This window comes from Gilvimarinus xylanilyticus (assembly GCF_024195295.1).
Lineage (GTDB): Bacteria > Pseudomonadota > Gammaproteobacteria > Pseudomonadales > Cellvibrionaceae > Gilvimarinus > Gilvimarinus xylanilyticus.
The window spans coordinates 341,594-366,545 of record NZ_JAMFTH010000002.1 but is presented as its reverse complement, the minus strand read 5'-3'; the positions used below and the strand labels follow the sequence as shown (position 1 = coordinate 366,545).

Sequence of the window (24,952 nt, the reverse complement as noted above, 5' to 3'; positions counted from 1 at the left end):
ATTTCATTTAATGGGAATCGGTTTTAACGGGTTTTAACATACGGACTAATGTTTTATCGCGATGGTAAAAGTGGTGCAACAGTGCAGCGCCGCCATGCAGAGCCGCGAGCACGATAATGCTCCAGGCGAAAATCAGGTGCACGCTTCCGGCAAGATCTACGGTGTCGGGGCCCAGCTCGATCAGTGCGGGTATGGTGACAAGGCCAAAGATTTCGGCGCCTTTGCCCTCGGCGGTGTTTATTAAGTAGCCGGTGATCAGCAGCGTAAACAATAGCGCGTATAGCAACACTTTAATCGCGCTAGCGCCCAGACGCATGACCGGGGTGTGATTGGGCAGTGCGGCCGGTTTGGGGTTAACAAGGCGCCAGATAACCCGCATCAGGGTCAGCGCAAACAGTAGCAGACCAACACTGACGTGCAGTGTGGGCCCCTTGTGGTACCAGGGTTCGTAGTAGCTAAGGCTGGTCATATACAGCCCTAAGCCGAATAAAAAAATGATCGCCAGGGCGCTAAGCCAGTGAACGGCGATGGATACCAGGCCGAAGCCTTCGCGCTTATCCCGCAGCATGTGGGTGTCCTAATCAAGCTTGTGGTTAACTGAGTATAAGCTATCAGAGAAAGAGCGGTACTGCGGTTAAGAACTGTGAGAAAAGGATGAAAGGCGCGCCAATATTGCGCGCTTTTTGTCAGCTAGTGGGCCGTGGGTAAAGTTAGGTGACAAAGGAGCACAACCAAAATGACCAGATCAAGACGGAAAAATGCTGCAATAGTGGGTCTATTTCAAGTTTTTCCACCGCAGAGCTGGGCGTTTTGGCGCAGCGAACTGTTACCTACTTTTGTGCATGGCCTACTACCTGGCAATTTGCTTGGGTTTTAGCGCTCGACGGGGCGGGTGCGGCCGTTATCATCAATGGCCACGTAAACAAACTCGCCCTCGGTGACTTTCGCCACTTCACTGTTGCGGTGATCTTTAATCCACACCTCAATCATAATTCGAATGGACGAGCGCCCTACTTCGATTTGTTCGGCGTAAACACTTACCGTGGCGCCCACGGGCACCGGGCGCAAAAACACCATGCTGCCCACGGCAACGGTGGTAACACGCCCACCGGCAATATCCTGCGCTAAAATCGCGCCGCCTATGTCCATTTGCGACATTAGCCAGCCGCCAAAAATATCCCCGTAGGGGTTGGTGTCGGCGGGCATAGACAGGGTTTGCAGGGTGAGTTCGCCGTGGGGGGTGGGGTCGTCGTCCAGACCGTGCATGGCCATGTGGTTTACCTTTAGGTTGTATGTGGTCGATACATCAAAGCATACGGGAATGCTTTAACGACAGGCAAAGGCTGCCCGGGTTCCCGTATTAGGTGTTGCCCACTAGCTAATCACCAATTGGGGCCAGAGCGCCAGCGCCAGTAATAATAGTAATTGTAAGACAATAAAGGGTGCAACGCCGCGATAAATTGCGGCGGTGGGAACGGATTCGGGCGCGACCCCGCGCAGATAAAACAGGGCAAAGCCAAACGGCGGGGTTAAAAACGAGGTCTGTAGGTTAATGGCGATCATAATACCCAGCCACACCGGGTCTACGCCCATGGCCAACAGCACGGGGCCCACAATAGGCACCACCACAAAGGTGATTTCAATAAAGTCGAGTATAAAGCCCAGCAGGAATATCACCAGCATTACCACCAGCACCGCACCCAGGGTGCCGCCGGGTAGCTGGTCAAACAGGTGGTGCACCAGCTCTTCGCCGCCGAATCCGCGAAACACCAGAGAAAACAGCGACGCGCCGATCAAGATGGTAAAAATCATTGCGCTGATGCGGGTGGTGGTGGTCATCACCTCGCTTAGGCGTGCCCAATCCAGCTGTTTCTTAAGCCCCGCCAGCACCAGGGCGCCAGCTGCGCCAACGCCTGCGGCTTCGGTGGGGGTAGCGACACCGGTGATAATCGAGCCCAGCACCAGGGTAATAAGCACCAGTACCGGCACCAGCGACAGCAGCAGCTGGGTACGCGATACCGTTTGTTCATGGGTCTCTAAGCGGGCGCGGGGCGCCTGTGCCGGACGTCGCCAGGCGACCAAAAGTACATAGCCCATATACATTGCCACCAGCATCAACCCGGGCACTACCGCACCCACAAATAAGTCGCCCACCGAAACGGTTTGCAGGTTGAGCACGCCCAGGTGCAGCTGGGCCTGTTGGTAAGCGCTGGAGATGACATCGCCCAGCAATACCAGGGCGATAGAGGGGGGAATAATTTGCCCTAGGGTGCCGGTGGCGCAAATGGTGCCCGTTGCCAAAGAGGGATTGTAGCCGTGGCGCAGCATGGTGGGCAGCGACATCAGCCCCATGGTCACCACTGTGGCGCCGACAATACCGGTACTGGCGGCCAGCAGCGCTCCCACCAATATTACCGCCAGTCCCAATCCACCTGGCAGGCGCCCGCAAGCTTTGGCCATATTGCTCAGCAGCTCTTCGGCCAAACGGGATTTTTCCAGCATCACACCCATAAACACAAACAGGGGCACCGCGACCAGGGTGTAATTGCTCATAATGCCGAACAGGCGATTGGGAAAGGTGAGCAGCAAAGCGGGCTCGAAGACCCCGCCGATAATACCGCCTCCGGCAAACAGCAGGGCCACACCCGCCAGGGTAAAGGCCACCGGGTAGCCCAGCATCAGTGCCAGACACACCACCGCGAACATAATAATCGGCAGCAACTCAATCACGACCGCTCTCCCCACACCAGCACAGCAATGGCCCGGCCCAGCTCGGCCAGTGCCGCCAGCCCCAGGCTGAGCGCGAACAGCAGCATCAGGGATTTGAGTAAATACACGGTGGGCAGCCCGCCGGCATCGGTAGACACTTCGCCTATGTGCCACGAGTTAAGCACAAAAGACCAACAGATCGCCGCGACAAATACGCACATTGGCAGCAAAAAAACCAGAGTGCCCAGGGCGTCGACCCAGGCGCGGGTGCGCGGGCTAAACCGGCGGTAGAAAATATCCACCCGCACCTGTTCGCCGTGCTTGAGCGCATAGCCTGCCCCCAGCAAAAACACGGCCGCGTGCATGTAAATAACCGCCTCTTGCAGGCCCGTGGCGCCCAGGCCCAAAAAGCGTCGCAGCAAAACCACGGCGACGGTGGTCAGCACCATCACCAGGGTCAGCCAGGCGCAGCAGCGGCCGGTCCATTCGGTAATCGCGTCCAGATGGCGAACCATGGCGGGAGTGGGGGGCAAGCTTTGGTGTTCAGTCATGAGCTTATTATTATCGGCCTGCATCGCAAAAGCGCCCATTATAGCGGGCGCTTTCTATGATTGCAGGGTTAACCGCCCTGCTGCTGCAATTGCTGTAGTTTGGCCTGCGCCGCCTTGGCGATTTCGCCATCGCCCTGGGCCGCCATTTGAAAGTATTGAATAGCTTTTTGCCGATCGCCGTTCTCCATGGCGTACTCACCCAAATAGTAGGCGCTGATCTGGGTGGGTAGCAGGTTCATGCTTTTTTGAAAGTCGGCGGCGGCTTGCTGGGGTTTGTCCAGCTGCTTATAGGCCATGCCGCGATAGACATAGGGGCGAAAGTATTCGGGGTTGGCGCTAATGGCGCGGCCAAAGGCCTGGGCGGCGGCGTCCATATCCTTTTTCTGGGCATCCAGACGGCCCTGTAACTCCCAAAACAGCGGTTCTTTGGGCTGGGCTTTAACCGCGCTATCGGCCAGCTGTTGTGCCCGGGTGTAGTTTTCCTCGCTCATGGCCTTTAAAGCTTGCTGGTAATCTTTATAGGCATCCATGTCTTCTTTGAGCTGGGCAATGGCGTTTTGGTACTCCGCTCGGTTGCGCACCCCGCCCGGGTGCTCGGCGGCCATTTCGCGATTGGCCTCCACCCGTTTTTGCGATGGCGGGTGACTCGCGAAGAAGCTTTCCATCCAGCTGGCGCTCTGGCCCTCGGACAATTTTACAAAGGTTTTTTGCAATTCTACCGCGCCCTGAGGGTCGTAACCGGCGCGAACCATATAATCTATGCCGTATTTATCGGCCTGCAATTCCTGGCGCTGGCCATACTGGGCTTGCCATGCCTGGGCGCCCACACCCAGCGCGCCCACGGCCAAGCCAGCGGCCTCGTGGTCCTGGGTGGCCAGAGCGACCCCGGCGGCCATTAGGCCTACATTCAGCAAGGTACCCTGAGTTTGCTGCTGGGCACCGTGGCGCGCTGCGGCGTGAACAATTTCATGGCCCAGCACCGCCGCCAGCTCCGACTCGTCATCCAGCAGTACCAGCAGGCCGCGGTTAATGGCAATCTTGCCGCCGGGCAGGGCCCAGGCGTTGGGCACGTTGTTATTCAACACCACAAACTCGTAGGGCAAGTCGGGCCGGTCGCTGACGCGGGCAAGCTTTTGGCCCACGTTATTGACGTAGACGTTTAAATCCGGGTCCACCACATAGCGGCCGCCCTGGGACTGTTGGCTGGGTTCGTATTGCTGTTCGCCAATGGCCACCTCTTGCTCGGGCGACATTAGTGACAACTCGTTGCTGCCGGTGACCGGGTTGACGCTGCAACCTGTGGCCAGTGCCGCCAGCAGCGCAATAGAGGCGATAGATCGAAGCAATTTCACAACTGACTCCTTATGTTGTTATAACCTTAATGCTCGGGCGTGAGCGCAGGCGTAATTGATGTAACGCATAGCTTAAGCATTTAGCTAGCATTTATAATGCCCATTTTACCTGCACAGAGGATACATGGAATCACTGCAAGCGATAGAATTATTTGCCGGCCTTAAACCCGACGGCCAACCTATGGTTGAGCGATTGGCGGTTAAAGTACTGCCTGACGATACCGTGCAGTTGGTGCGCTCGCCCGCCTTCGTAAAAGGCCTGGCGGGGGGCGATATCATTAAAGCCGAGCCGGACAAGCGCGAGTTTGAAATTGTCCAGCATAGCGGTAACTTGAGCGTGCGGGTCTACAGCAAAACCGATACCGGGGCATTGGCCGATCAACTCAATGGCCCGGTGGCCAAATTGGGTGGCGAGCTGGATTTTGAAACACCGCGCATGCTGATTTATACCATTCACGTCAGCTGCGGCTTTACCGCCATCGAGAATGTGTTTAACCCCATCAACAGTGAAAACGCCATGTGGCTGTACGGCAATGTCTACGACCCCGCCGACGGCGTCACCCCCTTAAACTGGTGGCAAGAGATTTTAAAGCCCGAATAACCCCGACGAGAGAGCTATGCTAATACTGATTTCGCCAGCCAAAACCCTGGATTTTGACACCGCTCCGGTGACCGACAAATATACTCAGCCGGATTTTTTAAAAGATTCTGACGCTTTGATAAAAGAGCTGCGGGAGCTGTCGCCGGCGGATATCTCGGGCTTAATGAAAATCTCGGACAAGCTGGGGGTGCTGAATTTCGACCGCTACCAGGCCTTTAAAACCCCCTTTAGCCCCGCCAATGCCAAACAGGCGGCTTTGGCGTTTCAGGGCGATGTGTATACAGGGCTGGCGGCCGAGACCTTTAAAGCGCGAGACTTTGACTTTGCGCAAAAGCATCTGCGGATTCTCTCGGGACTGTACGGCCTTTTGCGACCGCTGGATCTGATTCAGCCTTACCGGCTGGAGATGGGCACTAAATTTAAAAACCAGCGTGGCGATAACTTGTACCAGTTTTGGGGCGATAGTCTGACCACCGCCATTAATGAACAGCTGGCGGCGACTAAAGGTAAGGTGCTGGTGAATCTGGCCTCGAACGAATACTACAAAGCGGTTAAGCCCAAACAGGTCGACGCCGAGATTATTACCCCGCTCTTTAAAGACTGGAAAAACGGCCAGTACAAAATCATCAGCTTTTACGCTAAAAAGGCACGCGGGCTGATGAGCGCCTATATTATTAAAAATCGCATTACATCGGCCGAAGACCTTAAAGGCTTTGATGTAGACGGCTACGGCTTTGCCCCCGAGCTATCCAAAGAGCGCGAGTGGGTCTTTACCCGCAAAGAATAATACGGCGCGTCTGAGCCGCGCGCCGCAGTTTCGGCTATGCTCTGACATACACCTGTTAATACCGAGGGCCAGGAATGGCGTTGAGAATACTCGTGGCGGATGACGCCAGCTTTGTCCGCGACATGGTAAAAAAACACCTGCGCGACAAGCTGCCCGGGGCTGAAATTTACGAGGCGCCGGATGGCAGCAGGGCCCTGGCGGCCCTGCGCGGTCAGACCATGGATTTAATTTTATCCGACTGGGAAATGCCCAATGTCAGCGGCGAAGAATTGTTGCGCCAGCTGCGCAAGGATGAACGCTACCAGGCCACGCCTTTTATCATGATTTCCAGCCAGGGCGACCGCGCCCATGTGGTGAAGGCCGTGCAGGCCGGGGTGTCGGATTACATTACCAAGCCCTTTACCCCCGACGAGTTGATCCGCAAAGTCTTTAAACAGCTGAAAAAGGTTGGCAAGCTTCCCGCTGGTCCCGGCCGTGGCGGTGCCCAGCCCCAGGGTCACGCCTTTGGTTCGGTGGATGTGCTAACCGGCGGCGCCAGTCCCGAAACCGCACCCGCCGCCGCGCCGGAAAAAGCCAAAAAACTGCGCGCGCAATTGCGTTTTGACAGTAATAAGCCGCCTGTCGCTTGCGTGATTCGCGATTTAAATTTGCAGATGTTGTCGGCGGCCATCGCCAAAGATAACGGCTTGCCGGGACTGTTTGATCAGGTGGTGATTGATGTGGGCACCGAGGACGGCAGCGAAACCCTGCAGCTTAACGCCTATACCCACAGTTTACAGGCCGCCGAGGCCAAGCCCGACAGTCGGCTGGTGAAAATTCAGCTGCGCTTTGTAGACAACGACAGCGCCAAGGCCGAACAGTTGTCGCATATGCTTGGGCGATAATGACCGGGAGCGTTATGGAGCATCGCGATTATTTACAGCGCAGCATAGACCTTGCCGCCGATTCCGCCGCCAGTGGCGGTGGCCCTTTCGGCGCGGTGATTGTGGGTGATGGCAAAGTGCTGGCTGCCGCCAGCAATAAAGTTACCTCAAGTTGCGATCCTACGGCCCATGCCGAAGTCGTCGCCATACGCGAGGCCTGCGAGTATTTGCAGAGTCACCAGCTAACCGGGTGCGTGCTCTACGCCAGTTGCGAACCCTGCCCCATGTGCCTGGGCGCCATTTACTGGGCGCGACTGGATGCCGTGTACTTCGCCGCAACCCGCGAGCAGGCCGCCGCGGCGGGTTTTGATGATTCGCTTATCTACCGCGAGGTCGCGCAGCCATTGTCCCAACGGCAAATACCGTTTCAGCACCTTGCGGATAACGACAGTGAGCGACCCTTTGCGCAGTGGCACAGTAACGCCGGAAAAACACTTTATTAAAAAGCGTGTGCCCCAGGGCTAATACCACTGGGGCAGCTTTCCCTTGCCAAATTCTTCTCTATCCGCCTCGGTCGCAGTTTCGGTGCACTCACCGCGAATGGCCAGCTGGCCGCGGTCGGTTTTTTCTTCCAGCGTCATATAGCCTTCGCGGCAGTAGCCGGTTTCTGCCAGCGTAAGTGCTAAGGCCTCGTGGGCTTGCTTGAGCAATTTGTCCGGGTCTGGCCCCTTGCCGGGTTTACCTCCGCGGCTACCCCCCGGTGGCGGCCCGCCATGGCCACCGCCCCTCGGCCCGGCGCCTTCTCTGGCCCCATCCTGCCCAGAGGCGCGCAACATCTGGAACACAAACAACTTCGAGCCGTTGTCGTAAATACTGGTATGAAGCTTATGTTCCATGTGTGGTGGCTCGCGATCCGGGCCGTTGGCGCAGGCGGTAAGGAATACGGTAAGGCTGCAAAGCAATAAACGGGGCATAGACAACTCCTAATGAAAAGTTGCCTGTATAGACCAGTGAATGGTGTTTGCAGTTGAATGTGGGCAGGTAAACTAACGTAAAACGTTAAAACGCCTGACCAAAGCGCAAATAAAACCCCTGGTTATCCCCCTCGCCCACGGCATAGTCAGCCGAGACCACCATGCGCTGCGAGGGCTTAAGCATATACTCGCCACCCACACCGCCACTGGTGTAAATATTCTCACTGTCGCCGCAGCTTTTGTCGTCACCGTATAGGCAAGACACACCGCCAAACAGGTGCAGCCCCCATTTACCGGTGAGGTTCCAGCGCAGTTCACCCTCAGCCATCACCGAGTTGGGCGCCAGATACTGGCCCCGTGTGTAGCCGCGCAGGGCCACGCTTGAGTAAGCGCCTGTTGGGGCGTCATCGCTCCAGCGGCCCACCGCGCGGTAGGCAAAGACCGATTTGGCGCCCACGGGTAAGTAGTGTTTAAACTGCAACCGGTAGGTGTCGAAGTCCTGGTCACCCCCTAAATTTTCCCGGTAGGCGATGTTGCTAAGGTTCAGGTTCATCCCCCGAAGGGGTGAGTTCTGATTGTCGCGGCTATCGTACATAGCGGTTAAGCCCACCCCACCCGAGGTATAACCGGTAAGACCCAGCAGCGAGAAAATTTCATCGGTGAGTAAACCTTCGCCGTCGATGTAGTAATTGGTGTAGACCGCCTGGCCACCCACAAACCAGTTTTTGTGGACCTCTTGCAGGTAGCGCACAAACGCAAATTTCATATCATCGGTGGTGGAAACTTCCTGACCGGTGCCCAGGTAATCTTCGTAATCGTTGCGAATTTTTCCTCCGGCCAAACCGGCAATCAAACGTTTGCTGTCGCCGTCCCAAAAGCCTTTGAAAAAGCCCGAGGCCGTCACCGAGTCGGTATCGCTGTAGTTGGCCATCAGCGCCGCCATTGAGGCGGTGGACTCTTTATCAAGTTGAAACAGGTAGCCGCCCACGCCGCCCACCGAAGTGCCAATTTTGGGGTTGCTGCTGATTTTGGGTACCAGCAACCAGGGGGATTCTTTCTTTTCGTGGGGGCTGGCGTCGCCGGTGGCTTGGGCGCAGGCGAGTGTGGTGCTGATGCTTAAGGCTGCGCCCATGGCGAGACGACGTAAAAGATTAGTACCTGGGCTGTATGGCATGGCTAAGTTCCTTTGCCGCGCGGGTGAACAGTAAAAATAGCGCGTAAACTTTGCGATTGAAAGTCCGCTTGTCTATGCCCACAAAAAAGGCCAGCTAAGCTGGCCTTGATCGGTGTTTAAGAGGCGGTAGCGGGCCGCGCCTCGGCTTGCATTTGTGCTATGCGCTTTTCTTTGGCCTTCACTTTGCGCCACCAGATAACCACCCCGGTGATGCTGAGGGCGGCCACCACAATACCCATAATGGAAATTAAAATGCGACCGGGTAAGCCGAGAATACGGCCCGAGTGCAACGGGAATTGCGCCTGCACAAAAATATCGGCGGCCGTGCCTTCCCAGGGCACAAAATCGCCCAGTACTTCGCCGGTATGGCCATCAAAGAACAGGGCCTCGTGGCCCACGCCGCCAGCGCCGTGGCTGTCACCACCGGCGAAATACTCTACGCGGTACATGCCCCACTCTCGGGCGTACCAAATAGAGCCCACGGGTTGAGTCCAGCCGATGGCATCACCCTCGGTGCGCGCCAGGGTCTCGATATCGCTGAAGGTCAGTGTCGGTGTAATGGGCTCGTCGTGGTCGTTGGGCACGCGTTCTTCCAGCGGCGATGGGGTCACATCCGACACCATAGACATTACCGGATAAAACACCTCGCGATACAGGTTGAGCGAGAAGGCGGTAAAGGCAATGATAAACAGCAGCAGCCAGGTCCACAGGCCCAGGGCGCGGTGCAAATCAAAGTTAAAACGTATGGGCCCTGCGGTGCGGCGGATTTTCCACGCCGGTGCCCAGCGGCTCATCCAACCGCGGCCGTTTTTGCGCTCGCGACCTTTGTTGCGCGGCAAGGTGAGGTAAAAGCCCACAAAACAGTCAAAGGTCCAAATCAGTGCGATTACGCCCAGCAGCCAAAGGCCCCAGTGGTCTATGTCGAAAAACTCGGGGATGTGCAGGCTGAAGTGCAGCTTGTACAAGAAAGACATAAACGTCTCGCCGGTAATAGGCCACACCTGGCCCCACAGGCGCTTGCCCATAATCTCGCCGCTGACCGGGTCAACGTACACCTGGTTAAACTCGGGCTTGTACAAGTGCCCGGTTTCCGGGTTGACCCGGGGCGCCACCCAAAAGTATTGCGAGTGGCCGGGCTCGGGCGCCAGCTCAAAGTAGGTGACTTCTACCTTGGGGAATTCCTTCTCAACCATTGCTGCCAGTTCGGTGGCGGCGATGGGAGTGCCTTTCGTGTGTGTCTCGTTTAGATGGGGGTTGAGCCATTCGTCCAGCTCGTGATCCCACGAGATAATGGCACCGGTTACACCGGTGATGACCAGGAAAACGGCGATAGTCAGCCCCATATACCGGTGCAGACGTAGCATAAAAGCGCGCATTGGAATTACCTGAAACTGTTACTGCTTAAAAATAAGACGCCATTGTAATACAAATCATTACTATTTCGTGTGCGTTATGTGAAAAAGATTGTCACCCAGGCTGTTGAAACCCCATGGCAGGCTCAGCATCGCAGCAGTAGCGTGCTATGCTTCGTCTTTTCCAGGTGTGGGCAAGTGCCCCTCCCGGCCACTGCCCGGTTTTGCGGACAGTGTCGGGTATCAGAGCAGGCAAAAAGGAGCTTGATATGCGCGCGATTGGACTGGCGTGGTTAATACTGTGCCTGAGTGGCTGTAGCCATACGGGGAGCGGCCCCGATACCCAATCTCAGAAGGGGGCCGACAGTGCTTACCGCGAACTAGTCCAGAGTGTGGCCATAAACACGACCCTGCCCGATCTGATCAGCCTGCGCGAAGTCTATGTTAAAACCAGCTACTACTCCCCTTACGCGGGTGCCGAAATTACGCTTTCCCCGGTTATGTTCGAGGCTATGGGGCGCGAAGACTGGCGCAGCTGTTCCGAGCATGCCCAAAGCATTTTAAAAACCAACTACATCAGCTTGCCCGGCCATTATGGTGCGATGATGTGTGAGGAAATGCTGGGCAACGACGATGCGGGCAGCTTTCATCAAGTTATGCTGAACGGTTTGGTCGAGGCCATTTGGTCTTCGGGCAATGGCACTAGCAAAGACGAAGCCTTTTTCTGTACCAGTACCCCCGAGCTGCAGGTGTTTATTCAAAGCCAGGGGTTGGAGATGATTGGTCAGGGGCTGGAGCGTGAAGAGGGCGGACGCGCCTATGATGTGGTCGAGGTCAAAGAGCCGGTAACGGGGCGGCAATTTACCTGGTACTTTGATATCACCAGCCAGTGGGACAAAGGCTGGAGCGAATATAACACTCTGTAGGTTAAAGGAATTATGGGACGCCAATACAGCGAAATCAGTGAACCTCTACAAACTTTTATTGCCCGCCAAAAAATGTTTTTTGTCGCGACTGCCACCGACAATAGTCGCGTTAACGTCTCTCCCAAAGGGATGGATTCTCTTAAGGTTTTAGGGCCCAACCGGGTTGTCTGGCTAAACGTGACCGGCTCGGGTAACGAAACGGCGGCGCATGTGCGTATCAACCCCCGCATGACCATTATGTTTTGCGCTTTCGAGGGGGCGCCGATGATTTTGCGCCTCTATGGTCAGGCGCGTGTTATTCATCATGGCGATAGCGAATGGCAGTCGTACTACTCTCACTTTACGCCACTGCCCGGCGCGCGCCAGGTGTTTGAATTGGATGTGGATTTAGTACAGGCCTCCTGCGGTATGGCGGTTCCTTTTTTTGACTATCAAGGGGATCGCGACCAGTTAAAGCAATGGGCCGAGAAAAAAGGTGACACAGGAGTGCGCGATTATTGGGCTAATAAGAACCGGCAGAGTATTGATGGCTTGGAAACCGGTATTGAGCCCTCCCTGGGCTAGAAGTAATGTGGCAAACACCGCCACGGGATGCTTAAATATAATGTAAACACCCGCATCGAAATAATCGTCGCTCATGGATCGATCGCAACCCCAGTTTGCTCCTCCGTTTAAAATCGCCTTGTTGGTTGCAGGTTTGCTGACTCTGTTGGGGCTTGCCACCAGTATGTCCGTAGGTATGGTTCAGCTACAGGCCGCAGCCAGCGCTTATTTAAGTGGTCTGAGTGTTTGGAATCAATCGCAGATAGGTGCCGTTCATCACCTAAGTCGCTACGCCGAACAGGGGCAGCGCAGCGATTTACAAGCCGCCCGCGAGTATTTGTCCGTTCCGCTGTCCGATCGACACGGGCGCCTGGAGCTGGAAGCGAAATCATCCGATGATGTGGTGGTGGCGGCGTTTGTTCGTGGCGCCAATCATCCCGATGATGCCCGCCTGATGATTTGGCTCTATCGCGATTTTGGCGATCTGGGCCAGCTGCAACGAGCCTTTTCTCTCTGGCGTGACTCCGATCCCTATATTCTTGAGCTAGCCCGTATCGCTGATGATTTAGAGCACTATTGGCGTGGCCCACCGAATCCTCAACGATTGCAGCAACTCAAGCAGGCGCTGCACGGCAACAATATAAGGTTGCAACAGCTGGCATCCGAGTTTCGCGAGGTCATGACTAGCACCAATCGCTGGTTAACCGATACGTTAACGCTGGCGAGTCTGGTGTTTTTTATTGTGTTTGCGGTTCTGGCCTCATTACTTATCTGGCGCTTGGTGCGACTGCTACAAGGTACCCAGGAAAAATTTCAGGCGATATTCACCCAGGCGGCGGTGGGTATCGTTCACCTGGATGCCGCGGGGGTAGTCACTCGGGCGAACCCGGCCATTGCCGATATTTTAAATATTCAGGCCGAGCAATTAACGGGTACCCCGTTGCGCGATTTTGTGCACCCCGAAGATTGGGAGATTGACGATGCCCAATGTCGCCAGCTGGCCACCGGGGTTTTACCCCGCTTTACCGTAGAGCAGCGTTTAAACCGTTTGGGTGGCGGGGTCTTATGGGCGCGGCTGACCTATTCGCGCGCCAGCAGTGCGGCCGATTGTGTGGTAATTGTGGAAGATATCTCCGAGTCTCGCCGGCTGTCCAAAGAGTTGAACTTTCAGGCCACCCACGATGTGCTTACCGGTTTGTACAATCGCCGCGCGTTTGAGCGGCGCTTGGGCGAGTCGTTTAAGCGTGCCCGAGTGGAGGGTACCAGCCATGCGCTCTGCTTTATCGATTTAGATCAATTTAAAGTGGTTAACGATACCTCGGGGCATTTTGCCGGTGACCGATTGCTGCAACAGGTAGTGGATGTTTTTCGTCGTGAACTGCGCGACTGCGATATGTTTGCCCGCCTGGGGGGCGACGAATTTGCCATGGTTTTAGAGAATTGCTCGCTGGAGGCGGCAGAGAAAGTTGCCGAAAAACTCCGTGCGGCTTTGGAGGAGTTTCATTTTAGCTGGGACGGTCACAGCTATAACATCAGCTGCAGTATTGGCGTGGTGGCTATTTCGGCCACCGCGCAAAATACCGAATCGATTATGCGGGCGGCGGATATCGCCTGCTACCTGGCGAAAGATAAGGGTCGCAACCGGGTATATGTCTCGCGCGAGAACGATCAGTTTCAACAGCAGCGCGAAGGTGAAATGCACTGGCTGGGCCGGATTCGCGAAGCTATGGAAAATGATCGGCTCTTTTTGGATGCGCAACGCATTGCCCCTTTGCAACAAGAGACCGATTTGCTTTCCTACGAAGTGCTGGTGCGGCTGCGCGATGAAAGTGGCAAGATTGTCTCGCCGGCGGCTTTTTTACCCGCAGCGGAGCGTTTCGGTGCGGCCAATCAAATTGACCGCTGGGTGATTGAACACACCTTATCGCTTTTGGCGGCGCACCCCAAACATTTGCAGAAGCTGGCGAAATGCCATATCAATTTGTCCGGCGTCTCGCTGGATCAGCCGGAGTTTTACACTTTTGTGGTGCAATGCTTTGAGCGCTACCCGGTGCCGCCCGAGAAAATCTGTTTTGAAGTCACCGAAACGGCAGCGGTTAATAACCTATTGGAGGCCATTGCGCTGATGGAAGCTCTGGGCGAAATTGGCTGCAGCTTTGCGTTAGATGATTTCGGTACCGGCCTGTCCTCGTTTAGTTACTTGCGCCGCCTGCCTGTCGATACGTTAAAAATTGACGGGGTATTTGTGCGCGATATTGTCGATGACAAAACCGACTTGGCTATGGTGCGGGCGATTAACGAAGTCGGACAAACCCTCAGTAAGTCCACGATTGCCGAATTTGTAGAAAACGACGAGTGTTTGCAGTTACTCAAGGCCATGGGCGTGGATTACGCTCAGGGCTTTGGCGTGCACAAGCCCAGCTCGCTGATTGAGCTACTCAAAGAAACAGATTGTTAGCCACAGGCGCTATGACTCTCGTATTATAGGTTTTTAATCTGTGGGAGTGGATACGCCGGTATGCGATTGTTGGTGTTTGTGTGGGCCTTAGCCGCACTGGTTTTGAGTACGGTTGCCCATGCCGAATGGGTGCATCGGCAAGCCGATATTATGGGCACTCGGGTCAGTGTCAGCTTGTGGCACACCGACCAAGCGCGCGGCGAGGCCTTGGCCGCGCAAGTGATGCAGGAAATGAAGCGCATCGATAATACTTACAGTCCCTACCGAGAGACCAGCGAGCTATCGCGGCTCAATCGCGAGGCTGCCAAGCCTCAAGCGGTAAACAAGCCGATTGCAATAGACGCAGAAATGACACGCCTGCTGGATAAGTCGCTTTTTTACGGCCGCTTAACCGATGGCGCCTTCGATATTACTTTTGCCTCGGTGGGGCGTTATTACGACTATCGCGCGGGCAAGGCCCCAAGCGACAGTCAAGCTCAGCAGCTGGCCGAAGCCATTGATTACCGCCATGTCGTGTTGGATAAAACGGAGCAGAGCGTTTATTACCAGCACCCGGCGGTGTATATCGATTTGGGCGGAATCGCCAAGGGCTATGCCGTGGATCGCGCTATCGAGTTGCTGGAAAACGACGGCGTGCAGCACGCCAGCGTCAGCGCCGGGGGCGACAGCCGGGTGCTGGGTGACAGGCGCGGCCGCCCCTGGATGGTGGGCATTAAAAAGCCTCGCGGTGGCGAGGGGGTCGCTATTACCTTACCTTTAACTGATACCGCTATATCCACTTCGGGGGATTACGAACGCTACTTTATCAATGAGGATGGCGACTGGGTCCACCATATTATTAACCCGCAAACCGGTAAAAGCACCGCCGAGCTTGCCAGTGTGACCATAATTGGCCCCCGAGGGTTTGATACCGATGCCCTATCGACCAGTGTGTTTGTGCTGGGCGCAGACGAGGGGCTGGCGCTGATTAATCGTCTGAGCGGTTTCGATGCGGTGATTATCACCCGTAAGGGCAAGGTGCATTACAGCGATGGTTTGGCGGCGGGCGAACAGTGAGCGGCCCGGGCCTTGATCGCGTCGCGCTGATCGGCAATAGTAGGTGCATCAGACAGCGGTGGACAACAGGGTGATAGCTATCACAACGCGACGCGGCGCATCTCTCTACAATAGGGTATAGCGCGGACCCGGCGATGGCGGGGCCGGCCTCACAGGAAGATACAATGATTCGAACACTATTATTACTGGCGCTGTGCCTGGTGTGCTTGCCCGCCGGCGCCCAGAGCGATCCCGCTGCGGACGCCCAGACGCTGAAGCAGCGCGCCCTAGAGCTAAATCGCGATTTGCTTATTCTGGAAGAAGAGCTGCTCTACCCGCCCAGCAGTCAAATTGCCCTGTACTTGAGTATGGATGTTGCCGAGTACTTCGCCCTGGATGCGGTCAAGGTCAAAATTGACGACACGTTTGTCACCAGCGAACTCTATACCGACAATCAGGTGGACGCACTGATTCGCGGCGGCGTGCAGAAACTGTACTTGGGCAACATCAAAAGCGGCGCACACGAAATCAGCGCCTTCTTTACCGGCGAAGGGCCCCAGGGCCAGCCCTACAAACGTGCGGCGTCGCTGCAGGTAGAAAAGACCACCGCCCCGCTGGTGCTAGAGTTAAAAATTGTCGACTCGACGGCCAAGTTACAACCGGTGTTTGAAATTAAGCAATGGGAGCTGTAAGTCACAGTATCGCCCTAGCGCTGACGCTGTGGGGCGCCGCGGCCCTGGCGGCGAGCCCGCCTGCAACGCAGACCCACTCGGCGGCGCAAGATCTGGATTACGGCGAAGGCTTGTACCACTACTATCAGGGCGATTTTGCCCAGGCCCTCACTACCCTGGAGCTTGCCAATCAGCGCGGCGGCATGAGCGGCCACGGCCATTACCCCCAGCTAATGCGCGCCGGGATGTACCTCGCCTATGGCATGACCGAGCGCGCGCGCGCCGAATTCTCGGCCCATTTGGGCCAGGGCGAGCCCGAGCCGGTTCGCGACACAGCGCATTATTATTTGGCGCGGCTCAGTTACCAAGCCCGCGACTATGCCGCCGCCCGGCAGCATTTACAGGCCGTGGGCGAGGCGCTTCCCCCGCATCTTAGCGACGAGTCAGCCCTGCTGGCAGTGCATTTGCGCATTCAGCAATCCGGGGCTCCCAGCCTAGCAACGGCCGCCCCCTTGCTTGAGCCTCTGGCGGACAATCGCTATCTGGCACTGTTGAACTTGGGCAACAGCGCCGCCCGTGGGGGCGATCCGATTCGGGCGCAAAGCTACTACCGGGCCATGCTGGACGAAGATGCCCCCGAGGACGAGGCGCGGGTGGATGAGTATTTGGCCATTCGCGATAAGGTCTACACCGCGCTGGGCTACAGCTACTTGGAACAGCGCGACTACGCCTCGGCCAAGGCGGCGTTTCGCGGGGTGCGGCTGGATACCTCGCTCGCCAATCGCGCCCTGCTGGGCTATGGCTGGGCGGCGGCCAGCTACCACGATTACGTATTGGCGCTAAAGCCCTGGCAAGCGCTGCGCCAGCGATCCCTGCTGGACCCGGCGGTGCAGGAATCGTTAATCGCCGTGCCCTGGGCCTACGAGCAGATTGACTCCACTGGCGCCGCGCTCGGCGCCTATCGCGAGTCCGAGCTGCTACTCACCGCCGAATTGGCCGAGCTGGATGCCGCGCTCGCGCGCATGAGCGGATCGGAGCTTTTAGCCCACTTAAACGATGCCGAGTCGCACCCCAGCCTGCAATGGGGCGACACCCATTCCCGTCAAAACTGGCTTTCGCTGGATCAGGTCAGTGTGCTGCAAAGCGACTTAACTTACCTGGATGAATTACTGATTAGCGATGATTTTCAGGCCCGGGTGCAGAACCTTCGCGACCTGTTGGGCCTGGCGGATAAACTGCAACAGTGGCAAAACAAACTCGTGATTTACACCCAGCTGTGGGAGGACAAACGTCAGCGCCGGGTCGAACGCGCCGCGCAATTGCAGCAGCAACAAACACTACAACAACCGGCGGCGCTTGGTGCTGCACATCGTGAACAACGGCAGCGCTTGCAAACTCTGGCGCAAGAGCGCAATGCCATGGCGCTGGCAACGGGCGATACCGCTAAACTGTGGCTGCGTTTGCAGCGCGCCGAACAAAGCTTCAGCCAGTTGCAAGGGCAGCAAAACCTGCCGCCCGATACTGCCGCAAAGCTACAGCTTTATCGCGGTATTCTCCGTTGGCGCGCCCACGAGCAGTTTGCCCACAACCTGTGGCAGGTACAAAAGCCGCTAACCACCGCCGAGGCAACCCTGGCCGAGGCGGACGAGCGCGCCACCCGGATTCAATCGCTGTTGCAAAGCGAGCCGGATATCGATGCCGGGCTCGCGGCGTTAAACCGTTTAAGTGCGCGCAATGATCGCGAGTTGGCGGCGCTCAGGCAGGCCATACAAGAGCGAGGTAATGCCTTGGCCGATACCCTGAGCGAGCATTTATCCAATCACCGTGTGCGCCTAAACGATTATTTGGCCCAGACGCGTTTAAGTATTGCCCGGCTGCTGGACGATGCCTACCGCGCTGATCCCCCGTCCGACGGCCCGCAATTGCCCGAGGTGCAACCGTGATCCGGGTGACGCCTTTAGCCCTCGCGGTGCTGCTCGCCGCCTGCAGCCATAATCCGGTGGAGGACAGCCGCACCCTCGCGGATTTGCCCGAGGCGACTCTGCCCGATCAAGACGAAGGCGTTAAGGCGGCGGACCTGGCCCAGATTGAGGCCCAGTACCGCACCGCTTTGCAGGTGGCCACCGACCCCGAGGTACGCCACCATATTCAGGTGCGCCTGGCCGATTTGGAAATGGCCCGCAGCGAGCAAGCCCAGCAAGAGGCCCGCACCCTAACCGCATTTTTTGCTGAGCCTATCGCCCACTATCAAGCTTTGGTGGAGGACTACCAACAAGACCCCGAGCAGTCGGTCGCCACCGCGCCGGATGCGCTCTATTACAAACTCGCCAAAGCCTACGCGCTGGATGGCCGCGACCAAGAGGCCGCCGCCACCCTGGACGAGCTGGCGCGCCGCTTTCCCGAGTCGCCCTATATTCACGAGGCCCAGTTCCGCCGCGCCGAACGGGCCTTTGCCGCGGGTGACTACGAGCGCGCCGGTGGGTTGTATCAGGTGGTGGCCGCCAGCCCCACCAGCGCCTTTGCCGATAATGCGCTCTATATGCAGGGCTGGGCGGCCTACAAACAGGGGCGTTACGAGGACGCTCTGGCGCGGTTTACCCAGCTGCTGGATCAGGCCTTTGCTGGGGCGACCTTGCCCTCTCAGGTCGAGACGCGCCTGACCCGCATGGACCCCAACCAGCGCAACCTGGTGGACGACACCCTGCGGGTTATTAGTTTTACCTACGCCAACCTCGACGGCGCCCAGTCCATTGCCGAGCAGCAGCGCGCAATCGGCACCCGGCCCTACCAGCACCGGCTGTATCAGCAGTTGGGGCAGCTGTACCAAACCCAAGATCGCTACCTGGATAGCGCCGATACCTACGCCCGGTTTGTGAGTAATAACCCCGAGTCGGACATGGCGCCGGATTTTTCCATTCGCGAGATTAAGGCTTACCAGGCAGGTGGTTTTCCCTCGCTGGTGCTGCCCGCCAAAGAGGCCTATGTGGATCAATACGGCATTTACAGCCGCTACTGGCAGGCCCGCGCGGGCATTCCCCAAACCACCAGTGCCCTGGCCGCCCGCCAGCAAGTGCGCAACAACCGCCCGCGCAATATGAGCAGCGAGGCCCTGGCCCAGCTAAGGCTGTATTTGGAAGAGTTGGCGCGCCATAACCACGCCGAAGCCCAGCGCTTGCAACTGGCCTTAAATCAGCCTGCGGCCGAGGCGCCCTCGCGCGCCGATGTAAACCGCGCCTACAGCGCCGCCGCGGCGCGCTACGAAGAGTTTATTGTGACTTTCCCGCTGGACGAGCGCGCGGGGGAAATGAACTTTTTAATGGCCGAGGCCTATCAAGACAGCGGCCGCACCATTGCCGCCTTAAGCGCCTACGAGACAGTTGCGTTTGACCGCATTGACAAAGACTACGGCGCCGAGGCGGGTTACAGCTCGGTACTCTTGGCGCAAACACTGGTGGAGCGCGCCAGCAAGGGCGAGCCATTGGCCACCTCAACGCTCGCCGACGAGCCAGTGCAAAGCCAGCTGTGGCAGTGGCAAGAGCGCAAAATTGATAACGCCCTGCAGTTTGCGCGCATTTACCCGGATGACAGCCGCGCCCTGGCGGTACTTACCCAAACCGCGCCCGAGCTGTTGCAGCAGCAGGATTATCACCGCGCCGCGACCGTTGCTCAGCAGGTTATCGACTGGCAGCCCGAGCCGGGTGGCGACTCGCGCTACACCGCCTGGCTAACCCTGGCCCACGCGCGCTTTGCGCAAGAAGATTACCCAGCCGCCGAACAGGCCTATTGGCAAGCGCTGGATTTGCACACTGAGTATGGTCAGCAGTCGGGCGCCCCCACCGCCGCCGAGATTCACGAGCGTATTGCCGCCAGTATTTACCAGCAGGGCCAGGCGCAACTGGCCGCCGGGGAAACCGCCGCAGGCATTGATCTGCTGCTGCGGATTCACCGCGAATTACCCGCTACCGACATCGCTGCCACCGCGTTGTTCGACGCCGGCCACGCCGCGCAAATGGCGGGTGATTACGCCCAGGCCGAAAGCCTGCTGACCGAGTTTAATGCCAGTTACCCGGGCCACGAGCTGGGTACACGCTTACCCGCTAAACTGATTGTGATTTACGAGGCGCAGGAAGATTGGTCCCAGGCCGCCGCCCTGCTAAGCGAACAGGCGACGGCCAATTCCGGCACTGAGCTGGGGCGGCAATCACTGCTTAGCGCGGCCGAGTACTACGATAAAGACGGCGACTGGCAGGGCGCGCGCGATCACTACCGCGACTATGCACACACCTACGCCGAGCCGGTGACCGATCGGTTAGAGGTCGAGCTGCGTTTGTCCGAGTTGTACAACGAGGTCGGCGATGTCCAAAGCCGGGACTTCTGGCTCGACCGGATTATTAAAACCGCCCGCGCCAACCCCACCGAGCGCAGCCAGTATTTGGGTGCCCAGGCCGCCGCCACCCTGGCCGAGGCCCCGTACAACCGCTTTAAAAATATCGCCTTAACCCTGCCCATTAAACAAAGCCTGGGGAATAAGCGCGCCGCCCTGGATGACGCCCTGGCGGCACAGCAGCGAGTGTTGGATTTTAAGGTGGCCGACTTTACCACCCGCGCCAATTATTTTATCGGCCAGATTTATACCTCGCTGGCGCGGGATTTAATGGACTCCGAACGCCCGGATAATCTTAACGCCCTGGAGCTGGAACAGTACGATATTCTGTTGGAAGAGCAGGTCTTCCCCCTCGAGGAAAAAGCCATCGACCTGCACAAGGCCAACGCCGAGCGCAGCTGGGGCGGTATTTACGATGAATGGGTCGCGGCCAGTATCGACTCGCTGGCTAAACTTTTGCCCGCGCGTTACGGCAAACAAGAACAGACCGTGGAGGTGGCCCGTGAGATTCGCTAAATGGTTTGCGCCACTTATCGTGGGGTTGCTGCTGATCGGTTGTTCCAGTGCGCCCGAAAAAGCGCCCGTGCCCGAACCCACCGACGCCGAGGCGGTAGTCCCCGAGTTTGATAATTCGGCTTTACCCGCAGGCCCTATCACCCGTAACCCTTATTTAGACTCGCCTGCACCCAACGTCAGCGCCGATGTCCAAAGCGCCTTTGCCCGCGCCCAGCGGCAAATGCAAAACGCGCAGTGGAGCGGCGCGCGCCAAACCCTGCAGCAGTTGGTGGTTCAGGCGCCGGAACTGTCCGGTCCCTGGTTAAACCTGGGTATTGTCTGGGTACAACTTAACGAGCCCGGCCAGGCCCGCGCCGCGTTTGAACGCGCGCTGGCCGCCAACCCCTTAAACGTAGATGCCTACAACCATTTGGGCGCACTGGAGCGGCGCGAGGGTAACTTCACGCAGGCGCAAAACAACTACGAGCAGGCTTTGGAGGTTTGGCCTCACAGTGTCGCCGCCCACAAAAACCTGGGCATTTTGTTGGATATTTACACCGGCGACTGGCCCGAAGCGTTGGAACACTATCAGGCCGCGCAAATTATTATCGAGCAAACCCAGGGCGAGCCGAATGCGACGCTGAACGGTTGGATTATCGATTTGCAAAGGCGCATCAAAGCCGGGGAGGGCGTGTGAACAAAATATTGTATGGATTGGTACTGGTACCCGCGCTGGCCGTGGGGCAGGACGATAACCTGCAAAGCAACATTACCGGCAACCAGGAGCAACCTCAGGTATTGTATATTGTGCCCTGGCAAACGCTCGACAGTCCCACACTCAAGTATGATGTGGTGCGCGATCAATCCGCGGCGGTTTATCAACACTTGGAGCGCTCGGAGTTAACCCGGGAATTAAAGTTGTTAGATGACGTTGAGGCGCCTTCGGAAAATACTGAAGTAAAAAGCCCAGCGCAGTCACAAACAGAGCTGGAAAATTAAGGCATAATGGGTCGGCGTCAAACCGGCTGCAGCGAGTCATTAATAAGGTAAAAAGACTATGGATTTTTTCTCGACGATCGTACGTTTTTTTCAAAACGGCGGACCTTTTATGTACCCCATTGCGCTGGTGCTGATTATTGGTTTGGTGATTGCCGTAGAACGCTACCTAGTGCTTAGCGCCGCCAAGCGCGCCAATGCCAATGCGTTTAACCGGGTTATGCCGCTGCTTAGAAAGCGCGACTATCAGGGCGCGGTGCAAATGGGCCGCTCCGATGACGCGCCCATCGCGCGCATTGTCGCCGCCGGGGTGGCGCGCATGGGCCAGTCGGGCAACCGCGATGATATCGAGCTGGCCATGGAAGAGGGCGTGTTAGAGGCCATGCCCCGCTTGGAAAAGCGCACGCCCTATCTCGCCACCCTTGCCAATATCGCCACCTTGCTCGGGCTGCTGGGCACTATTATCGGCCTAATCGCCGCCTTTACCGCCGTCGCCGAGGCCGACCCGGCCGAGAAAGCGACCTTGCTGTCTAACAGTATTTCGGTGGCCATGAACACCACCGCCTTTGGTCTTATTTCCGCCATTCCGCTTTTGTTGTTTCACGCCATGCTGCAAACCAAAACCACCGAGCTTGTGGATTCGCTGGAAATGACCGGGGTGAAATGCCTGAACCTGCTAACCGGTAAGGCCCCAGCCAAACCCGCCGCCCAGGCGGCCCCCAAGGCGGGCGTTTAAGGCGGGCTCATGCGCTTTAGAAGACGGCGCCACAACGAGGAAGCCGAGCTCAACATCACCTCCTTTATGAATCTGATGATCGTATTGGTGCCGGTGCTGTTGCTGAGCATGGTGTTCTCGCGCATTACCGTGCTGGAGCTGAATCTACCCGATTCGGCCTCGTCCAGCAGTGCGACAGAAACCGAAGACATGGACTTTTTAGAGGTGGTTATTTACCCCGATTATCTCGGAATTAACCATCCGGCGGGTAACCGCGCCTTTTCGGTCTGCCCCCACCCAGAGGGCGAGCTGGCCGGTAGCCATAACTACACCCAACTGAACGAAGCCCTGCAGCAGATTAAGGTGCGCCTGGAAGACGAGTATCAAATCGAGAAAAACGACATTGTTTTGCTCGCCCAGCCCGATACCGATTACCAGACCATTGTCAGCACCATGGATGCGGTGCGCTCGTTTAAAGCGGTGGTAGCGGCAAACGTGGTGGACGCCTCGCTCTTCCCCGATGTGTCTTTGGGCGATGCCCCCGAGAATGATCCGCTGCGCGATCAGGTGCCCTGCGACACCGTTACCGGAGGTGCGCCATGAAGCAATCGCTGCGCGCCAAACGTATGGCCAAGCACCATCGCCGCAACCAGAATGTGCCCAAGCTGAATCTGGTGTCGCTGATGGATATCTTCACCATTTTGGTGTTCTTTTTGTTGGTGAACTCCTCCGACGTTGAGGTACTAACCAACGATAAATCCATTAAGCTGCCGGCTTCTATCGCCGACACCGTGCCCGAGACCACTCTGGTGGTCATGGTAAACGACCAGAATATTCTGGTGGGCGGCCGCCCGGTAACCGACATCGCCAGCATTGGCGAGGACGCGGAAATTACCCCGCTGTTAACCGAGCTGGAATACCGCGCCTCGCGCCGCAACATCACCCCCGAGCAACAGGCCAAGGGCCTGCCCATTACCATTATGGGCGATAAGGCCATTCCCTATACGCTGCTTAAACAGGTCATGAACACCTGCGCCCAGGCGGGTTACCGCGATATTTCCCTGGCGGTTAATAAAACCGCCGACAAGCGCGGCGAAGCGCTTGAGGGGGCCGCCCGGTAATGGCCCGCCGTAACCCCGAGCTTTCGTCACCCTTTAATCGCAGCGCCGCCGACGACTCGCGCTTTGGCAAAATACTTGTAGGCGCCGTGGCAATATTTGTCGTGCTGGGGGTGACCATACCGCTGATTAACCTGCCAGAAATCGAGCGCGAAGAAAAAGAAGAGCTGCCCCCGCAGCTGGCGCGGGTACTGCTGGAAAAGCAGGAGATGGAGCCAGAGCCGGAACCTGAACCCGAGCCGGAACCGGAGCCGGAGCCTGAAGAAGAAACAGAACCCGAACCGGAACCTGAGCCCGAAGACGAACCGGAACCAGAACCCGAAGAAACGCCCGAGCCCGAACCAGAACCGGTCACTGAAGTGGATAAAGCGCGGGAAAAAGCCAAAACCACCGGCGTGCTGCAATTCCAGGATGCCCTGAGCGATATGCGCGAGGCCATCGACACCCAGGCCGTAGCCAGCAATGACATTACCCGGGGCCAGGCCGAAGCCGAGCAAACCCAGCGCGACCTCATTACCAGCAACGCCCAAGCCGATAGTGGCGGCATTAACACCGCCGAGCTTTCCACCGATACCGGCGGCGTGGCTCTGTCGGGGCGCGAAACTACCCAGGTTGAAAGCCCGCTGGGCGGCGAAGATGCCGTGGCTTCAACCCAGCCCGAGAAAAGCAAAAGCCGTGGCCAGCGCAGCGACGAAGAAATTCGGCAGGTCATGAGCCAGCACGCCAGCGCGCTGGACCGTTACTACCGCCGCGCCCTGCGCAGCAACCCCGCGTTGCAGGGTAAAATAGTACTGGCGCTGGTGATTAACCCCAATGGTACCCTCGCCGATGTCACCATTGTTAGCTCGGGTCTTAACGATCCCGAGTTGGAGGCGAAGGTGTTGGCGCGGGTTAAGTTGATTACCTTTCCGGCAAGGGATGATGTGGTGGTGACTACGCGGAATTATACTTTGAATTTTTTGCCGCAACTGTAGGTTTTTTGCCCGGGTCGCCGGGCGTTGCGAGCTACTTCTTTAGATGAGTAAAGAAGTAGCCAAGAAACTCACCCCGGAGATCCCGCCCTGCGGGTTCCCTCACTCCGACCTGTTTTTGGGGGCCGCATCGACAGGCCGTCCATGGCCTGTCGATGCTTGTGCGCACGTCCTGTGCGCGTACCCCCAATAAGCAGGCCTCCGTTCGGCGGGATATACGGGGGCCAAAAGCGGCGCTTCGTAGCGGACGATTGTTCGGCTCAGATGTAAACGTCCG

General features: G+C 57.3%; 25 protein-coding genes. 17 read left to right on the top strand and 8 right to left on the bottom strand.

Annotation, left to right across the window (positions count from 1 at the left end; translation table 11 throughout):
- Positions 1–7: 7 nt before the first annotated feature.
- From M6D89_RS10550 to M6D89_RS10530, 5 genes are all read right to left on the bottom strand, one after another.
- A complete protein-coding gene (locus M6D89_RS10550; RefSeq protein WP_253968027.1) occupies positions 8–568 on the bottom strand; it encodes a cytochrome b in 561 nt (186 codons plus the stop codon).
- Positions 569–873: 305 nt separating this feature from the next.
- Positions 874–1,266 carry an acyl-CoA thioesterase gene (locus M6D89_RS10545; protein ID WP_253968048.1) on the bottom strand — a complete coding sequence of 131 codons (393 nt, stop codon included), beginning with the start codon at positions 1,264–1,266 and terminating at the stop codon, positions 874–876.
- A 108-nt stretch (positions 1,267–1,374) separates the two neighbouring features.
- Positions 1,375–2,730, bottom strand: coding sequence for a TRAP transporter large permease (locus tag M6D89_RS10540; RefSeq protein ID WP_253968026.1), 1,356 nt, complete (start codon positions 2,728–2,730; stop codon positions 1,375–1,377).
- Positions 2,727–3,260 carry a TRAP transporter small permease subunit gene (locus M6D89_RS10535; protein WP_253968025.1) on the bottom strand — a complete coding sequence of 178 codons (534 nt, stop codon included), beginning with the start codon at positions 3,258–3,260 and terminating at the stop codon, positions 2,727–2,729. The genes M6D89_RS10540 and M6D89_RS10535 overlap by 4 nt, the downstream gene beginning before the upstream one ends.
- Before the next feature lie 68 nt (positions 3,261–3,328).
- A complete protein-coding gene (locus tag M6D89_RS10530; protein WP_253968024.1) occupies positions 3,329–4,612 on the bottom strand; it encodes a M48 family metalloprotease in 1,284 nt (427 codons plus the stop codon).
- A gap of 124 nt (positions 4,613–4,736) precedes the next feature.
- Between M6D89_RS10530 and M6D89_RS10525 the strand changes: the two genes are divergently transcribed.
- The 4 genes from M6D89_RS10525 (at position 4,737) to M6D89_RS10510 (ending at position 7,366) form a co-directional block, all read left to right on the top strand.
- Complete coding sequence (locus M6D89_RS10525; RefSeq protein ID WP_253968023.1) at positions 4,737–5,213, top strand: DUF4265 domain-containing protein; 477 nt, start codon at positions 4,737–4,739, stop codon at positions 5,211–5,213.
- A gap of 16 nt (positions 5,214–5,229) precedes the next feature.
- On the top strand, positions 5,230–6,000 hold the full coding sequence (gene yaaA, locus M6D89_RS10520) for a peroxide stress protein YaaA (protein WP_253968022.1): 771 nt from the start codon (positions 5,230–5,232) through the stop codon (positions 5,998–6,000).
- Between the two features lie 74 nt (positions 6,001–6,074).
- Positions 6,075–6,884 (top strand): response regulator, encoded by an 810-nt coding sequence (locus M6D89_RS10515; RefSeq protein ID WP_253968021.1) that lies wholly within the window; start codon positions 6,075–6,077, stop codon positions 6,882–6,884.
- A gap of 14 nt (positions 6,885–6,898) precedes the next feature.
- Positions 6,899–7,366 (top strand): nucleoside deaminase, encoded by a 468-nt coding sequence (locus tag M6D89_RS10510; RefSeq protein WP_253968020.1) that lies wholly within the window; start codon positions 6,899–6,901, stop codon positions 7,364–7,366.
- Positions 7,367–7,384: 18 nt separating this feature from the next.
- On the opposite strand, the gene M6D89_RS10505 is transcribed toward M6D89_RS10510, so the two are convergent.
- From M6D89_RS10505 to M6D89_RS10495, 3 genes are all read right to left on the bottom strand, one after another.
- The gene (locus M6D89_RS10505; protein ID WP_253968019.1) at positions 7,385–7,837 is read right to left on the bottom strand and encodes a hypothetical protein; all 453 of its coding nucleotides are present in this window, start codon (positions 7,835–7,837) and stop codon (positions 7,385–7,387) included.
- An 85-nt stretch (positions 7,838–7,922) separates the two neighbouring features.
- Complete coding sequence (locus M6D89_RS10500; RefSeq protein ID WP_253968018.1) at positions 7,923–9,011, bottom strand: BamA/TamA family outer membrane protein; 1,089 nt, start codon at positions 9,009–9,011, stop codon at positions 7,923–7,925.
- A gap of 116 nt (positions 9,012–9,127) precedes the next feature.
- The gene (locus M6D89_RS10495; protein WP_253968017.1) at positions 9,128–10,387 is read right to left on the bottom strand and encodes a PepSY-associated TM helix domain-containing protein; all 1,260 of its coding nucleotides are present in this window, start codon (positions 10,385–10,387) and stop codon (positions 9,128–9,130) included.
- 245 nt (positions 10,388–10,632) lie between these two features.
- Here M6D89_RS10495 and M6D89_RS10490 point away from each other — a divergent pair, with 245 nt between their 5' ends.
- The 13 genes from M6D89_RS10490 (at position 10,633) to M6D89_RS10430 (ending at position 24,678) form a co-directional block, all read left to right on the top strand.
- Positions 10,633–11,289: a DUF4919 domain-containing protein gene (locus M6D89_RS10490; protein ID WP_253968016.1), complete on the top strand. Its 657-nt coding sequence runs from the start codon at positions 10,633–10,635 to the stop codon at positions 11,287–11,289.
- A gap of 12 nt (positions 11,290–11,301) precedes the next feature.
- Entirely contained in the window at positions 11,302–11,853 is a 552-nt protein-coding gene (locus M6D89_RS10485) for a pyridoxamine 5'-phosphate oxidase family protein (RefSeq protein WP_253968015.1), read from the top strand.
- A 73-nt stretch (positions 11,854–11,926) separates the two neighbouring features.
- On the top strand, positions 11,927–14,290 hold the full coding sequence (locus tag M6D89_RS10480; protein ID WP_253968014.1) for a putative bifunctional diguanylate cyclase/phosphodiesterase: 2,364 nt from the start codon (positions 11,927–11,929) through the stop codon (positions 14,288–14,290).
- A 60-nt stretch (positions 14,291–14,350) separates the two neighbouring features.
- Positions 14,351–15,346, top strand: coding sequence for an FAD:protein FMN transferase (locus M6D89_RS10475; RefSeq protein WP_253968013.1), 996 nt, complete (start codon positions 14,351–14,353; stop codon positions 15,344–15,346).
- A 164-nt stretch (positions 15,347–15,510) separates the two neighbouring features.
- Positions 15,511–16,017: an AraC family transcriptional regulator gene (locus M6D89_RS10470; protein WP_253968012.1), complete on the top strand. Its 507-nt coding sequence runs from the start codon at positions 15,511–15,513 to the stop codon at positions 16,015–16,017.
- On the top strand, positions 16,005–17,939 hold the full coding sequence (locus M6D89_RS10465; RefSeq protein WP_253968011.1) for a tetratricopeptide repeat protein: 1,935 nt from the start codon (positions 16,005–16,007) through the stop codon (positions 17,937–17,939). Before M6D89_RS10470 ends, M6D89_RS10465 begins: the two co-directional genes overlap by 13 nt.
- Positions 17,936–20,896: a tetratricopeptide repeat protein gene (locus M6D89_RS10460; RefSeq protein ID WP_253968010.1), complete on the top strand. Its 2,961-nt coding sequence runs from the start codon at positions 17,936–17,938 to the stop codon at positions 20,894–20,896. The genes M6D89_RS10465 and M6D89_RS10460 overlap by 4 nt, the downstream gene beginning before the upstream one ends.
- A complete protein-coding gene (locus M6D89_RS10455) occupies positions 20,883–21,572 on the top strand; it encodes a tetratricopeptide repeat protein (RefSeq protein ID WP_253968009.1) in 690 nt (229 codons plus the stop codon). Before M6D89_RS10460 ends, M6D89_RS10455 begins: the two co-directional genes overlap by 14 nt.
- Positions 21,569–21,874, top strand: a complete 306-nt coding sequence (locus M6D89_RS10450) for a hypothetical protein (RefSeq protein ID WP_253968008.1) — start codon at positions 21,569–21,571, stop codon at positions 21,872–21,874. The genes M6D89_RS10455 and M6D89_RS10450 overlap by 4 nt, the downstream gene beginning before the upstream one ends.
- Positions 21,875–21,932: 58 nt before the next feature.
- The gene (locus M6D89_RS10445; protein ID WP_253968007.1) at positions 21,933–22,607 is read left to right on the top strand and encodes a MotA/TolQ/ExbB proton channel family protein; all 675 of its coding nucleotides are present in this window, start codon (positions 21,933–21,935) and stop codon (positions 22,605–22,607) included.
- A gap of 9 nt (positions 22,608–22,616) precedes the next feature.
- Complete coding sequence (locus tag M6D89_RS10440; RefSeq protein WP_253968006.1) at positions 22,617–23,189, top strand: ExbD/TolR family protein; 573 nt, start codon at positions 22,617–22,619, stop codon at positions 23,187–23,189.
- On the top strand, positions 23,186–23,707 hold the full coding sequence (locus M6D89_RS10435) for an ExbD/TolR family protein (RefSeq protein ID WP_253968005.1): 522 nt from the start codon (positions 23,186–23,188) through the stop codon (positions 23,705–23,707). Before M6D89_RS10440 ends, M6D89_RS10435 begins: the two co-directional genes overlap by 4 nt.
- Positions 23,707–24,678 carry an AgmX/PglI C-terminal domain-containing protein gene (locus M6D89_RS10430; protein WP_253968004.1) on the top strand — a complete coding sequence of 324 codons (972 nt, stop codon included), beginning with the start codon at positions 23,707–23,709 and terminating at the stop codon, positions 24,676–24,678. The genes M6D89_RS10435 and M6D89_RS10430 overlap by 1 nt, the downstream gene beginning before the upstream one ends.
- Positions 24,679–24,952: the final 274 nt, after the last annotated feature.

Bases quoted from the DNA above. Each gene is read 5' to 3' on its own strand.
- M6D89_RS10550 (WP_253968027.1), bottom strand. From the start codon at position 568: ATGCTGCGGGATAAGCGCGAAGGCTTCGGCCTGGTATCCATCGCCGTT.
- M6D89_RS10545 (WP_253968048.1), bottom strand. From the start codon at position 1,266: ATGCACGGTCTGGACGACGACCCCACCCCCCACGGCGAACTCACCCTG.
- M6D89_RS10535 (WP_253968025.1), bottom strand. From the start codon at position 3,260: ATGACTGAACACCAAAGCTTGCCCCCCACTCCCGCCATGGTTCGCCAT.
- M6D89_RS10525 (WP_253968023.1), top strand. From the start codon at position 4,737: ATGGAATCACTGCAAGCGATAGAATTATTTGCCGGCCTTAAACCCGAC.
- yaaA (WP_253968022.1), top strand. From the start codon at position 5,230: ATGCTAATACTGATTTCGCCAGCCAAAACCCTGGATTTTGACACCGCT.
- M6D89_RS10515 (WP_253968021.1), top strand. From the start codon at position 6,075: ATGGCGTTGAGAATACTCGTGGCGGATGACGCCAGCTTTGTCCGCGAC.
- M6D89_RS10510 (WP_253968020.1), top strand. From the start codon at position 6,899: ATGGAGCATCGCGATTATTTACAGCGCAGCATAGACCTTGCCGCCGAT.
- M6D89_RS10505 (WP_253968019.1), bottom strand. From the start codon at position 7,837: ATGCCCCGTTTATTGCTTTGCAGCCTTACCGTATTCCTTACCGCCTGC.
- M6D89_RS10500 (WP_253968018.1), bottom strand. From the start codon at position 9,011: ATGCCATACAGCCCAGGTACTAATCTTTTACGTCGTCTCGCCATGGGC.
- M6D89_RS10495 (WP_253968017.1), bottom strand. From the start codon at position 10,387: ATGCGCGCTTTTATGCTACGTCTGCACCGGTATATGGGGCTGACTATC.
- M6D89_RS10490 (WP_253968016.1), top strand. From the start codon at position 10,633: ATGCGCGCGATTGGACTGGCGTGGTTAATACTGTGCCTGAGTGGCTGT.
- M6D89_RS10485 (WP_253968015.1), top strand. From the start codon at position 11,302: ATGGGACGCCAATACAGCGAAATCAGTGAACCTCTACAAACTTTTATT.
- M6D89_RS10480 (WP_253968014.1), top strand. From the start codon at position 11,927: ATGGATCGATCGCAACCCCAGTTTGCTCCTCCGTTTAAAATCGCCTTG.
- M6D89_RS10475 (WP_253968013.1), top strand. From the start codon at position 14,351: ATGCGATTGTTGGTGTTTGTGTGGGCCTTAGCCGCACTGGTTTTGAGT.
- M6D89_RS10470 (WP_253968012.1), top strand. From the start codon at position 15,511: ATGATTCGAACACTATTATTACTGGCGCTGTGCCTGGTGTGCTTGCCC.
- M6D89_RS10465 (WP_253968011.1), top strand. From the start codon at position 16,005: ATGGGAGCTGTAAGTCACAGTATCGCCCTAGCGCTGACGCTGTGGGGC.
- M6D89_RS10445 (WP_253968007.1), top strand. From the start codon at position 21,933: ATGGATTTTTTCTCGACGATCGTACGTTTTTTTCAAAACGGCGGACCT.
- M6D89_RS10440 (WP_253968006.1), top strand. From the start codon at position 22,617: ATGCGCTTTAGAAGACGGCGCCACAACGAGGAAGCCGAGCTCAACATC.
- M6D89_RS10435 (WP_253968005.1), top strand. From the start codon at position 23,186: ATGAAGCAATCGCTGCGCGCCAAACGTATGGCCAAGCACCATCGCCGC.
- M6D89_RS10430 (WP_253968004.1), top strand. From the start codon at position 23,707: ATGGCCCGCCGTAACCCCGAGCTTTCGTCACCCTTTAATCGCAGCGCC.